General features: G+C 72.8%; 11 protein-coding genes. 1 reads left to right on the forward strand and 10 read right to left on the reverse strand.

Annotation, left to right across the window (positions count from 1 at the left end; translation table 11 throughout):
* Nucleotides 1–50: 50 nt before the first annotated feature.
* Together M2165_RS16480 and M2165_RS16485 are read right to left on the reverse strand one after the other, a co-directional pair.
* Complete coding sequence (locus M2165_RS16480) at nt 51–2,312, reverse strand: autotransporter outer membrane beta-barrel domain-containing protein (protein ID WP_280815674.1); 2,262 nt, start codon at nt 2,310–2,312, stop codon at nt 51–53.
* 17 nt (nt 2,313–2,329) lie between these two features.
* On the reverse strand, nt 2,330–3,211 hold the full coding sequence (locus tag M2165_RS16485) for an ESPR domain-containing protein (RefSeq protein ID WP_280815675.1): 882 nt from the start codon (nt 3,209–3,211) through the stop codon (nt 2,330–2,332).
* A 260-nt stretch (nt 3,212–3,471) separates the two neighbouring features.
* Between M2165_RS16485 and M2165_RS16490 the strand changes: the two genes are divergently transcribed.
* Nucleotides 3,472–3,828: a hypothetical protein gene (locus tag M2165_RS16490; protein WP_280815676.1), complete on the forward strand. Its 357-nt coding sequence runs from the start codon at nt 3,472–3,474 to the stop codon at nt 3,826–3,828.
* A gap of 36 nt (nt 3,829–3,864) precedes the next feature.
* Here the strand turns inward: M2165_RS16490 and M2165_RS16495 are convergent, their stop codons facing one another.
* From M2165_RS16495 to M2165_RS16530, 8 genes are all read right to left on the reverse strand, one after another.
* Nucleotides 3,865–4,332, reverse strand: a complete 468-nt coding sequence (locus tag M2165_RS16495) for a GNAT family N-acetyltransferase (protein ID WP_280815677.1) — start codon at nt 4,330–4,332, stop codon at nt 3,865–3,867.
* 78 nt (nt 4,333–4,410) lie between these two features.
* Nucleotides 4,411–5,382 carry a GTP-binding protein gene (locus tag M2165_RS16500; RefSeq protein ID WP_280815679.1) on the reverse strand — a complete coding sequence of 324 codons (972 nt, stop codon included), beginning with the start codon at nt 5,380–5,382 and terminating at the stop codon, nt 4,411–4,413.
* Nucleotides 5,383–5,539: 157 nt separating this feature from the next.
* On the reverse strand, nt 5,540–7,204 hold the full coding sequence (locus tag M2165_RS16505) for an amidohydrolase (protein ID WP_280815680.1): 1,665 nt from the start codon (nt 7,202–7,204) through the stop codon (nt 5,540–5,542).
* A gap of 32 nt (nt 7,205–7,236) precedes the next feature.
* Nucleotides 7,237–8,289, reverse strand: coding sequence for an oligopeptide/dipeptide ABC transporter ATP-binding protein (locus M2165_RS16510; protein WP_280817558.1), 1,053 nt, complete (start codon nt 8,287–8,289; stop codon nt 7,237–7,239).
* 14 nt (nt 8,290–8,303) lie between these two features.
* Entirely contained in the window at nt 8,304–9,350 is a 1,047-nt protein-coding gene (locus tag M2165_RS16515) for an ABC transporter ATP-binding protein (protein ID WP_280815681.1), read from the reverse strand.
* Entirely contained in the window at nt 9,350–10,231 is an 882-nt protein-coding gene (locus M2165_RS16520; protein WP_280815682.1) for an ABC transporter permease, read from the reverse strand. The genes M2165_RS16515 and M2165_RS16520 overlap by 1 nt, the downstream gene beginning before the upstream one ends.
* Nucleotides 10,228–11,196: an ABC transporter permease gene (locus M2165_RS16525; RefSeq protein WP_280815683.1), complete on the reverse strand. Its 969-nt coding sequence runs from the start codon at nt 11,194–11,196 to the stop codon at nt 10,228–10,230. The genes M2165_RS16520 and M2165_RS16525 overlap by 4 nt, the downstream gene beginning before the upstream one ends.
* Nucleotides 11,193–12,785 (reverse strand): ABC transporter substrate-binding protein, encoded by a 1,593-nt coding sequence (locus M2165_RS16530; protein WP_280815684.1) that lies wholly within the window; start codon nt 12,783–12,785, stop codon nt 11,193–11,195. Before M2165_RS16530 ends, M2165_RS16525 begins: the two co-directional genes overlap by 4 nt.
* Between the last annotated feature and the right edge of the window lie 115 nt (nt 12,786–12,900).

A 12,900-nucleotide genomic window follows, 5' to 3' on the forward strand; every position in this document is an offset into this window, starting at 1 on the left:
CTCGCGTGGCCGTGAACTTTGTCGCGCTCCGCGGCCGCCCGTGCACGCCCTCACCAGCGGAACTTCAGCCCCACGCTGGCATTGATGCCGCTCTTCGTGCGCGCGTCGCCGCCCACGGCCCAGAGCTTGCCGACCTCGCCGTAGAGGCTCATCGCGGGCGTGAGCTGCAGCGTCGCGCCGGCCGCCAGTTCGGCGCTGGTGCCGCCGGTGCGCGTGGCGATGTCGGTGCTGCCCGAGGGGCCGACGAAGCGCGTCACATCGGTGCCGCTGCTGCTGCGGTAGAGATTGGCGCGCACGTAGGGCTGCAGCGGCCCGGCGCCGGTGGTGATGTCGCCCTTCACCCGCACGCCCGCGCGCACGAGCCAGCCGCTGTGGCTGTGCTGCTGCACCAGCGCGCCCACGATGCCGGCGTCGTCCAGGCTGATGCGCTGGTGCACCAGCTGCAGCTGCGGCTCGACCAGCCATTCGGGCGAGATGCGGAAGGCCTGCCCGACCTCGACCGAGGCGAGCAGGCTGTGGCCCTTGCCCGAACTCGCGCCGCCCAGCGTGGTGGCGGCGGTGTAGCGGTGGCGGCCGGCCTGCAGCACGCCGTCGACGTAGAGGCCGCCGTCGTTCTTCCAGGTCGCGTAGGCGCCGAGGTACTGGCTGCGCAGTTCGCTGCTGCCGACCGGATAGTCCGGCAGCCCGCGCGCGAAGCCCGAAACGCCCATGCGCCCTTCGAGCTGGCCGACGTAGATGCCGACGCGCCAGTTCGGATCGGCCCAGAGGTCGTTGCCGGCCTGGACGCCCGTGAGATGGCCGTCGCTCGCAGGGCTGGCGGTGCCGGCCTGGCCGAGCTGGCGGTCGATGCGGATCAGGCGCGCCCAGCCCTGCCGGGGGCTGCCGGCACCGGGCGCCGCGGTGTTCACGCCGGCCGCGCCGTCGTCGCCCACGCGCTGGTGCAGGTTGCCCACCATCGCGAGGTTGCCCTGGCGAAACTGCTCGGGCAGCGCCGCGAGCAGCGGCACTTCGGTGCGGTAGGTCGGGATCGTCGCGCCGGCGGGCGCGACCGGCGCACCCTGCGGCGTGCCGTTGCCGCCGCTCGGTGGCGGGTCGCCGGCGGCGGGCGGTGGCGCGGGCGGTGCGGGCGGTGCCGGCGGAGCGGGCGGAGCCGGAGGTCCGGGCGGCGGCGGAGGCGGCGGGGGCGGCGGCACCACGAGGCCCGAGCGCAGGTACCAGTTCTCGCCCGCGCCCGCAGCGTCCGCGGCATGCAGGCGGTATTCGTAGGCGCCCGCGTCGACGTGGCCGCCCGCCAGCACGAAGGCGTCGCGGGTGGTCTGCGCGGTGGTGGTGGCGCCGTTCCTCGCGGTCACCACCTCGATGCCGTTGCCGGTGGTCAGCGCGCCCAGGCCGCCGAGGTTGGTGATCTGCACGAAGGTCGTGCCGCTCGCGATGGCGGTGCTGCCGCAGAGGATCAGCCGGTCGCTGAGGCTGTTGCTCGCGCCGAGCGCCGTGCCCAGGCGCAGCGTGCCGCCGTTGCCGACCCAGGGGCCCTGCACGGTGAGCGTGGCGCCCGGTGCGGCGCCCTGCACCGAGACGGTGCCGGCGTTCGTCATGGCGGCGATGGCCTGGCTGTGGCCGGCCAGGTCCAGCGTGGCGCCCGCGGCGACGGTGACGGCGCTCGCCGGGCTGAGCGCGCCGGCCGCGCCGGCGCGCAGCGTGCCGGCGGCCACCGCGGTGCTGCCGGTGTAGGTGTTGGCGCCGCCCAGCGTCAGCACGCCGGCGCCGTCCTTCACGAGGCTGCCGGCGCCCGAGACGGGGCCCGACCAGCCCATGCCGTGGCCGTTGGTGTCGATGGTCGCCGTGCCGCCGAGCAGCAGCGCGTTCGGCAGATCGAGGCCGTCGGCCCCGGCGACGACGCGGGCGGCCGCGCCGGCCTCGATGGCGACGGCGCCCTGCATCGATGCGCCCGCATTGACGGTGAGGCTGTTGCTGCCGCCGGTGAACTGCACCGCCGGTGCGCGCGTGACGCCGTCGCCGCCCAGGCCGCCCGCGATGGCGCCGCTGTTGGCGATGCCGAGGTTCGCGCCGGTGATGCCCGCGCCACCGGCGCCGGGCGCACCGCTGGCGCCGCCATTGCTGTTGGCGCCCCCGCTGCCGCCCGCGCCGCCGGCGATGGTGCCGCTGTTGGCGATGGTGGCGCCGTCGCCGACGGAACGCAGCCCGGCGCCCCCGTCGCCGCCGCCGCCCGGCGCGCCGGTGCCGCCCGCGCCGCCGCCGCCCGCACCCCCGGCGCCGCCCGCGCCGCCCGTGATCAGGCCGCTGTTGACCACGCCGACCGTGCGGCCGGTCAGCGTGAGGCCGTCGCCCCCCGCGCCGCCGCCGCCGCCCGCGGCGTTGCTGCGGGCCGGCAGCAGTTCGGAACCGCCCGTGCCGCCAGCGCCGCCCGCGAGCGTGCCGCTGTTGTCGAAACCCAGCCCGGGCGTCGCCGCGCGCAGGAAGAAGCCGCCGCCGCCGCTGCCGCCGCCGCCGGCCTGCGAGTAGGCGTTGCCGCCGGCGCCGCCCGCGCCGCCGGTCGCGCTGCCCGTGAAGCCGAGGCCGCCGCTCGGGTCGAGCAGCGTGGCGCCATGGCCGCCGGCGCCGCCGCCGCGCCCGCGGCCCAGTAGCCGTTGCCGCCCGCGCCGCCGGCACCGCCGGTGTAGCTGCCGGACGCCAGGTTGGCGTTCGAAGGCAGCGCGAAGCCCATGTGGCCGCCGCCCCCGCCGCCGCCATAGCCGTTGCCGTTCGCGAAATCGCCGGTCTGCGATTGGCCCGCGCCGCCGGCGTCGCCCTGCAGCACGCCCGGCACCACGAGGGTGGTCGAGGCTCCCGCGGCGCCGCCCGCGCCCGGCGTCGCGCCCGCGAAGCCGCCGATGTCGGCCGCGGCGCCCGCGCTCGCGCCGGCCTCGGTCGAGGCGCCGCCGTCGCCGCCGTGCGCGTTGACCGAGCTGTCGTTGAGCCCGCCCGCGCCGCCGCTGCCTTCGCTGCCGCCGCTGCCCGCATGCAGGGCGGTGCTGTCGACCGGCTGGCCGCCCGCGCCGCCGGCCGCGAGGGCCGGGCCGGCGCCCAGGAAGAGCAGCGAGGCGGCCACGGCATGCGCGCAGGTCGCGCGGGCATGGCCGCGCGCGGTCTCGGGCGCGGCCACCCAGGCACTGAGGGCCGGATTCCACAGGGTTCGGAAGGTCTTGTTCATGGGGCTTACCTTTTTCACGACTTGTTTCGAACGGATCGCCAACCGGCGACGGCGCCTGCGGCCCCTCCGGCCGAAGCGCTTCGCGTTGGAAACCACTGTAGGAACGGCGCCGTGCGCGCACATGAGCGGTGCGCCCCTTCGGCCGGGAGACAAGCGCCCCGGCCGCCGCTGTTGCAACCATGACAAAGCGCCTGCGCGCCCGCCGGGTTCTGCCTTTCGTCCTACAGGCAGGACGCGGACCCTGCCGCGAGGATCGGGGCATGAAGAGCAGATCCAAGAAGAACCTGGGGTGGATCGGTGCGGCCGCCTGCTGCGCGGCCGCCGCCGCCGCGACGGCGGAACCGCTGAAGCTGCCCGTGGACAGCGACGAGAAGGGCACCGTCTACATCGCGCCCAACGTCACGCCCACCGAGACCTCGGCCTACACCAAGGGCGCGACCGTCGGCGTGCAGCGTCCCGACGGCAGCGAGACCTATCTGGGGACCGACACCTCCACGCCGCGGCCGACCTATTCGCTCGGTGCGAGCACGGGCGGCACGGTCTCGCTCACGGGCGGCGTGTCGACCGACGGCAAGGCCAACAACGGCGTGAAGGCCGGCATCAGGATCAAGTACTGAAGAAGAGGGCGCGGGCGCAGCGGCGCCTCGGACCCCTCAGACCAGGGTGCCGTACACGATGAAGCCGTCGTGCGTGGCCAGCTTGTCGTACAGCGCGCGCCCCGCGGCATTGGTGGTGTGCGTCTGCCAGTAGACGCGGTGCGCGCCCACGCGCCGCACATGCGCGTAAACGCCTTCGATCAGTTGCCGGCCGACGCCGCGGCCGCGTTCCGTGTCGCGCGTGAACAGGTCCTGCATGTAGCAGGTCGGCTCGATGCGCGTGGTGCTGCGGTGGAACAGGTAGTGCGCCAGGCCCACGAGCGCGCCGTCGCGTTCGGCCACGAGCGCATGCACCGGCTCGTAGGCATCGAAGAAGCGCTGCCACGTGGCGTGCGTGATCGCATCCGGCAGGGCCGTCGGCCCCTCGCGCCCGTAGAAGGCGTTGTAGCCGTCCCAGAGCGGCTTCCAGGCGGCGAAGTCCTCGGGAACGGGCGGGCGGATCAGCAGTGCGGGTGTGGTGGTCATCGGGCGGTGGCCAGCAGGCAGGTTGGAAAGACCCGCCATTGCAACACGCGCGCCGACCGCGCCACCGCGCCGGCGCGCTCAGCCGAAGAAGCGCGCCAGCGCCTGCGCCGGCAGCTGCCCCCGCAGGCCGATCGCGACCACCGCGGCGCGGCCGTCGCGCGGGGGCGCGGTGCGGCGCACGCTGCCGTGGCGGCCGGCGTACTGCAGTTCGCACCAGGCCGCCTCGCCATCCTCGGCCTCGCCGGTGCGCAGCCATCCCTTGAGCCGCAGCAGGCCGGGCGGCGCCTCGCGCAGAAAGTCGCGCAGCGCGTCGATGCCGAACGCCGCAGCCGGCTGCGCGCTCCAGGTCTGGAACAGCGCGCCGTGGTCGGGCGGGTGGTGGTCGTGCGCATGTTCGTGCGCATGGCCGTGCGTGCAGCCCGCCACGCTGCATGCGCCCGCTGCGGCGGCCGGCCCCGGCAGGCCCGAGAGCAGCGCCAGCGGCACCGCCGATTGCGTCGCCTCGAGGCGCGGCGTGCCCGGCGCCGTGGCTTCGACCCAGGCGTCCGCGGCCGCGCGCGTGGCGGCGTCGGCGAGGTCCGCCTTGTTGAGCACCACCAGATCGGCCGACCGCAGCTGCCTCGCGAGCGTGTCGGCCAGCAGCGGATCGCGCGACTGCTGCGCCACCGCGGCCGCATCGACCAGCACCACCACGGCCTCGAGGCTCAGTTCGGGCGCGGCCATGCCGATCTGCGCGATGCGCCAGGGATCGGAGACGCCGCTGGCCTCGATCACCACCGCATCGAAGGGCGTGGCCGATTCGATCACCTGCACCAGCGCGCGGCCCAGGTCGTCGCCGATCTGGCAGCACACGCAGCCGTTGGTCAGCGCCAGCGTGTCGCCGTGCGTGGCGGCGATCAGGTCGGCGTCGATGTTGAGCGCGCCGAAGTCGTTGACCAGCACCGCCATGCGCAGCCCGTGCGCCTCGCGCAGCCAGCGGTTGAGCAGCGTGGTCTTGCCCGCGCCCAGGAAGCCGCCGACGACGGTGAGCGGCAGGCGAATGTTCTTCATGGTTCGATGGCCTTCGAGACGCGGCGCTGCTCCGGCGGCCGCGGAGCAGGCCATGCCAGTGCACTCGCGGAACTGGCTTCGCCAGGCCGCCGAGTGCGCCCCCCAGTGGGGGGGATGGGCCGGCTACACGAAGTGAGGCCGGCCAAACGGGGGGCGTTCATTGCGCCGGGAAGACGCGGCCCGACAGCACCGTGCCCCACACGCGCACGTCCTTCAGCGCCATCGGATCGACGGCCAGCGGATCGTCCTCGAGCACGCAGAAGTCGGCGCGCTTGCCGCATTCGATGCTGCCGATCTCGCCGTCGAGCTTCAGCGTCCAGGCGGCGCCAAGCGTGACGGCGTGCAGCGCCTGCGGCACCGTGAGGCGCTCCGCCTCGCCGAGCACGCGGCCCTGCGGCGTGAGGCGGTTGACCGCGCACCAGGCGGTGAAGAGCGGGCCCAGCGGCGTGACCGGCGCATCGGAATGGATCGCGAGCGGCACGCCCGCGGCGAGCGCGCTGCCGCAGGCGTCGAGGCGGTGGGCGCGGTCGGGGCCCATGGTCATCTCGTAGTGCTGGTCGCCCCAGTACCAGATGTGGTTGGCGAAGAGGTTCGCGCACAGGCCGAGCGCGGCCATGCGGCGGAACAGCGGCGCATCGATCATCTGGCCGTGCTGCAGCGTGTGGCGGTGGTCGGCGCGCGGCGCGCGCGCGAGCACACGCTCGATGGCGTCGATCGCGGCCTCGCTCGCCTCGTCGCCGTTGGTGTGGGTGTGGATCGTGAGTCCGGCGCGGTGGTAGGTCTCGAAGTCGGCCTCGTACTGCGCCGGCGCCGTGACCCAGATGCCGTTGGGCGCGCCGTTGAAATGCCCGGGCCAGCGCAGCCGCGCCGAGAAGCCCTGGATCGAGCCGTCGAGCATCATCTTCACCAGACCGTAGCGCAGGCGGTCGGTGTTGCGCGGCATCAGCGCGCGCACGTGCTCGGCGCCGGCGGCCGCCGCATGCGTGCCGTGGAAGGCCTGGAAGGCCGGCAGCAGGCGGATCGACACCGCGTCGTCGGCCAGCGCGGCTTCGAGCACCCGGGTGTCGTTCTCGCCGAGCTTGTTGACGAGGTCGGTCGCGGTGGTCACGCCCTGGCGGCAGGCCAGGCGCGCGAAGGAGCGCACGCCGGCCTCGGTCATGGGCGCGAGCAGGCCGGCGTTGTTGATCCGGCGCAGCACCAGGAACATGGCGGCCGGCTCCTGCAGCTCGCCCGTGGGCTCGCCGGCCTGCGCGTGGCCGGCCGGGAACTTGACCACGCCCTCGACGTCGTTGTCGCGCGTGATCTCGGCCAGCCGCAGCATCGCGCTGTTGACGTTCATCAGGTGGCCGTTGGCATGCGAGATCACGATCGGCCGCGTGGCGCTCGCGCGGTCCACGTGCGCCACGGTCATGCGCTCGCCGCCGAAGTAGATCGGATCGAAGCCCCAGGCGATCAGCGGCTGCGTGGGCGGCAGGCCCTCGGCCGTCATGCGCGCGTCGGCCTCGGCGAGCCGCGCGACCACTTCCTCCATCGAGCGCAGGCCGGCCCACACCTTGCCCTCGGGATCGCGCCGGTCGAACCAGCCGGTGTACGTCCACTCCCACATGCTGCCTTCCTTGAGGTGGCAGTGGCCTTCGACCAGGCCGGGCATCAGCACCTTGTCCGCGAAGCGCTCGTCGAGCGTGTAGGCACCCCAGGCGGCGCAGCGTTCGAGGTCGCCCACGGCGAGGATGCGGCCGTCGCGCACCGCCACGTGCTTGGCGCGCGGCTGCATGGGGTTCATGGTGAGGATGGCGCGGGCGGTGTAGATGGTGGTGGTCATTCGCGGTCTTGGGCTTTGCTGGCGGGCGGTGTTCAGTCGGACAGGGACAGCGGCGGCACGGGCGCGCCGTAGCCGCCGTCCACGCGGATGCAGCGCACCCAGTGGCCGGGCGCGGCCTCGCGCAGCGGCGGCAGTTCGGCCGCGCAGGCCGGCACGGCGACGGGGCAGCGCCCGGCGAAGCGGCAGCCCGGCGGCGGATCGATGGGGCTCGGCGGGTCGCCGCTGAGCTTGATGCGCCGGGCCGCGCGCTGGCGGCCACCGTGCACCGTCGGCACCGCCGACATCAGTGCCACGCTGTAGGGATGCAGCGGCCGCGCGAAGAAGGCCTGGCGCGGCGCGCGCTCGACGATCTGGCCCAGGTACATCACCGCGATGTCGTCGCAGATGTGCTCGACCACGGCCATGTCGTGCGAGATGAAGAGGTAGGTCAGGCCCAGCTCGCGCTGCAGGCGCGCGAGCAGGTTCAGGATCTGCGCGCGGATGGCGACGTCGAGCGCCGACACCGGTTCGTCGCAGACCACCAGGTCGGGCTGGGTGGCGAGCGCGCGCGCGATGTTGATGCGCTGGCGCTGCCCGCCCGAGAACTGGTGCGGGAACAGGTGCCGCTGCTCGGGGCGCAGGCCGACCTGCGCGAACAGTTCGGCCACGCGCGCCTCGCGCTCGGACGGCGTGCCGATGCGCATCAGGTCGAGCGGCGCGCGCACGGCGTCGCCGGCGCGCTGGCGCGGGTTGAGCGAGCTGAACGGGTCCTGGAACACGATCTGGAAGCGCCGCCGCGCCTCGCGCAGCGCCTCGCCCTCGAGCGTTCCGAGGTCCAGGCCGCCGAGCTGCAGCGTGCCCGCGGTGATCGGGCCGAGCCGCATCACCGCGAGCGCGGTGGTGGTCTTGCCGGAGCCCGATTCGCCCACGATGGCGAGCGTGCGCCCGCGCGCGATCTCGAAGCTCACGCCGTCGACCGCCTGCACCACGCTGCCGCCGCCGCGCCGCCACCAGCCGCCGCCGCGCGCGAAGTGCACCTTCAGGTCGCGCACCGACAGCAGCGTGGGCGCGGGCTGCGCCACCGGCGGCGCGGGTTCCGCGGCCATGACCGGCAGCGCGCTCATACCTCGGCACCTTCGAAGGCGACCACCGGCGCCGCCGTGGCCGGCAGGCACCAGCAGGCCGCGCCGTGGCCGTCGCCGACCTCGAACAGCGGCGGCACTTCCTCCGCGCAGCGCGCCTGCGCGAGCGGGCAGCGCTCGCGGAAGGCGCAGCCCTGGCCCAGCGCCCAGATCGAGGGCACCACGCCGGGGATCTCGACCAGGTCGTCGCGCGTGCCCGCCACGCTGCTGCCGAGTTCGGGCAGGCAGCGGATCAGGCCCTGGGTGTACGGATGGCGCGGCGCGCGCAGCACCTGCGCGGTGCTGCCCTGTTCGACCACGCGCCCCGCGTACATGACCATCACGCGGTCGGCCATCTCGGCCACCGCGCCCATGTCGTGCGTGATCAGCAGGATCGCCGTGCCGCGCTTGGCCTGCAGCTCGCGCAGCAGGTCGAAGATCTGCGCCTGCACCGTGACGTCGAGCGCGGTCGTCGGCTCGTCGGCGATCAGGATGTCGGGCTCGCAGGCCAGCGCCATGCCGATCATCACGCGCTGGCGCATGCCGCCCGAGAGCTGGTGCGGGTACTCGTCCACGCGCCGCTCGGGCGCGGGAATGCCGACCTGGCGCAGCATCTCGATGGCGCGTTCGCGCGCGGTGGCGGCGTCGAGGCCGGCGTGCAGGCGCAGCGCCTCGCCGATCTGGTCGCCCACGGTGTAGACGGGGTTCAGCGAGGTCATCGGCTCCTGGAAGATCATCGAGATGCGGTTGCCGCGCACCGCGCGCATGCGGGCCTCGTCGGCCTGCACCAGGTCCTCGCCCTGGAACAGCACGCGCCCGCCCGAGATGCGGCCGGGCGGCGAGGGAATCAGCCGCAGCAGCGCCAGCGCCGTCATGCTCTTGCCGCAGCCCGATTCGCCCACCACGCACAGCGTCTCGCCGCGCGCGAGCGAGAAGTCGACGCCGTTGAGCACGGTGGCCGCGCCGCGGCGGCCGCGGAATTCCACGCGCAGGTCCTGCACGTGCAGCAGCGGCGCGTTCGCGGCCGGGGTCTTGTCGTCGGCCATCAGCGTTCCCTCAGCTTGGGATTGAGCGCGTCGTTCAGGCCGTCGCCGATCAGGCTCACGGCCAGCACGGTGACGAAGATCGCGGCGCCCGGCAGGGTGACGGCCCACCAGCTGGTGAGCAGGTAGGCGCGGCTGGCGCCGATCATCAGGCCCCAGCTCATCTGGTTCTGGTCCGACAGGCCGAGGAAGGACAGCCCGGCCTCGAACAGGATCGCGCTGCCCACGGCCAGCGTGGCCGAGACCACGAGCGGCGGCAGCGCGTTGGGCAGGATCACCTTCCAGATGATGCGTGCGTTGCCCGCGCCGATGGCGCGTTCGGCACGCACGTACTCGAGCTGGCGCAGCTTGAGGAACTCGGCGCGCGTGAGCCGCGCCGTGCCGGGCCAGATCACCGCGCCGATGGCCGTGGTGACGGTCAGCATGCTCGGCTCGAACAGCGTCACGACCACCATCGCGAACAGCAGCGCCGGCAGCACCTGGAAGAACTCCGTGATGCGCATCAGCACCGCATCGACGCGCCCGCCGTAGAAGCCCGCGAGCGCGCCCACCGTGATGCCGATCAGCACCGACAGCAGCGCGGCGATGGCGCCGACGGTCAGCGTGGCGCGTCCGCCGTGGATCAGCGTGGTCAGCACGTCGCGGCCGAGGTAGTCGGTGCCGAGCAGGGACTCCGCGTCGAGCGGCGGCGTCATCGGCGCATTGCGGATCTCGAACGGATCGGCCGGGTGGACCCACGGCCCGGCGATGGACACCAGCAGCACCAGCAGCAGGATCAGCATGCCGGCGATCGACGAGGGATTGCGCGCGAACATGCGCCAGGCTTCGCGCCAGGGGCTTTCGGCGGCCGGAAGGGAGGAAGAGGCGGCGGCAGCGGTGGTCATGCGGTCTTGATGCGGGGGTCGATCAGGCGATAGCACAGGTCGGTGAGCAGGTTCATCACCACCACCACCACGGACGAGAACAGCAGCACGCCCATGATCGTCGGATAGTCGCGCCGCAGCACCGAGTCGAAGGCCAGCCGCCCGAGGCCGGGCCAGTTGAACACCGTCTCCACCAGCACCGCGCCGGCCAGCACGTTGCCGAACTGCAGGCCCAGCATCGTGACCACCGGCAGCACCGCGTTGCGCAGCGCATGCTTGTAGAGCACCGCGCGGCCCGACAGGCCCTTGGCGCGCGCGGTGCGGATGTAGTCGGAGCCCAGCACGTCGAGCATCGAGGCGCGCGCGAGCCGGCTGTACTGCGCGATGTAGACGAGCGCCAGCGTCGCGGCCGGCAGCACCAGGTGGTGCGCGACGTCGAGCACGTCGGCCCAGCCCTGGCCGGTGGAGGTCACGTCGCGCATGTCCGAGACCGGAAAGACCGGCAGCACGAAGGAGAACAGGATGATCAGCATCATGCCGGTCCAGAAGATCGGCGCCGCAAAGCCCGCGAGCGAGAGCGCGGTGATGGCCTGCGAGAGCCAGCTGTTGGGCGCGCGCGAGGCCAGCACGCCCAGCGTGGTGCCGACCAGGAAGGCCACCGACACCGCCGCCAGCACCAGCAGCAGCGTGGCCGGCAGCCGCTCCAGGATCAGCCCGCTGACCGGCAGGTTGAAGTAGTACGAGTGGCCCAGGTCGCCCTGCAGCACCTTGCCGACGTACACGCCCAGCTGCACCAGCGCGGGCCGGTCGAGGCCGTACTGCGCCCGCAGCTCGTTCTTGAGCGCTTCGCTCATGCCGCCGCTGGCGCCGGCGATGGTCTCGACCGGATCGCCGGGCGCGGCGAGCAGCAGCAGGAAGTTGAGCACCACCACCGCCAGCACGAGCAGCAGGCCTTGCGCGACCTGGCGCAGCACGGTGCGGATCATTTGAGGAACACTTCGTCCATCGGCGAGAGCATTCCCCAGATGGTGGCCGGCACGTTGCCGACCTTCTTGCTCGTCACCGTGTGGTAGGGGAACACGTTCAGGTAGTGGATCGGCATGTCGTCCACCACCAGCTTCTGGAAGGTCGCGTAGTAGGCCTTGCGCTGGGTGGGATCGATCAGGCCGCCGGCCTGCGCGAGCAGCTCGTCGACCTTCGGGTTGTTGTAGGACTGCGTGTTGGTCCACACCACCGGGCGGATGTTGGTGGAGAGGTAGGTGCGGTGCACGCCGATCACCGGGTCGCCCCAGTTCCAGACCGAATCCATGGTCATGTCGAAATCGTGCGCCGACACGCGCTTGGCCCAGGTCGGAAAGTCGGAAGGCCGCAGGTCGACGGTGATGCCGACCTTGCGCAGCTGGGCGCGGATGTATTCGGCCGAGGGCAGGGTGGTGGCGGTGTAGTTGTCGAGCGTGAGCCGGAGGCGCTCGCCGTTCGCGCCCGGCTTCAGGCCGGCCTCGTCGAGCAGCGCCATCGATTTCTTGAGGTCGACGTCGTAGGGCTCCAGACCCGCTTCCGCGAAGGGGCTGGTGGGCACGATGGGGCCGAGGTCGCGCTGCGCGAAGCCGCCCTTGAGCACCTTGAGCAGGAACTTCTTGTCGAGCGCATAGGCGATGGCATGGCGCACGCGCTTGTCGTCGAGCGGCTTCTTGGCCATGTTGAAGGCCAGCCATTCGATCGGGCCGATGCCTTCGTAGCCGCGGTTGCTCATGTCGAGGCTCTTGTTCGCCTGCAGGCGCCGCAGGTCGACCGGGTTCGAGACGAAGCCGATCAGGTGGTTGTCGCCGCGCTCCAGCCCGAGCAGCAGGCTGGCGAAGTCGGTGTTGATGTTGATGACCAGCCGGTCGAGGTAGGGCCGGCCGGAGAGGAAGAACTTCTCGTTGCGCTCCAGCACGATGCGCTGCGAGGGCGAGAACTCCACCAGCTTGAAGGGCCCCGAGCCCACCACGTCCCTGGTATTGCGCGGATGCGACTTGAGGTCGGCGCCGTCGCCGTAGACGTGCTTCGGCAGGATCGGGCACAGCGCGGGCGACATCGCCAGCACGATGCCCGGATGCGGCGTGCTCATGCGGACGACGGCGGTGTGCGCATCGGGCGTCTCCACCTTCTCGACCGGCGCGAACATGGTCTGGAACGGATGGTTGGCCTTGATCGCCATGATGCTGAACGCCACGTCGGCGCTCGTGATCGGCTTGCCGTCGTGGAACACCGCGTCCTTGCGCAGGTTCAGCGTGAGGGTCTTGCCGTCTTCGGCGAGCTGCCACTTCTCGGCCAGGTAGGGCTGCGGCTTCCACTGGTCGTCGAAGCGCAGCGGACTGGCGAAGAGTTGGGTCGAGGGCAGCGCCGTGGCGTAGCCCGACTGCACGGCGCCGTTCAGATGCCGCGGCACCTGTTCCGAACCGACCACGAGCGTGCCGCCGCGCTTGGGAGTCTGTGCGAACGAGGGCAGCGGCAGCGCGAGCGCACCGGCGCCGAGCCAGGCCGCCGACAGCAGGGCGTCTCGGCGGGTGGAGAGCAAGGGAAAGCGGGACATGAACGGACCTCCTGAATCTTCTTCGGCGGTTGGTGCGGGCCCGGCCGGGCCCGTCGCTCGAAGATAGGCCAAGGCCGATGCATGACGAAGAGCCAACGGCCTGCAAGTCGAAGGG

Origin of the sequence: Variovorax sp. TBS-050B, from assembly GCF_029893635.1 — a bacterium.
In the GTDB taxonomy this organism is placed as follows: Bacteria; Pseudomonadota; Gammaproteobacteria; order Burkholderiales; family Burkholderiaceae_C; genus Variovorax.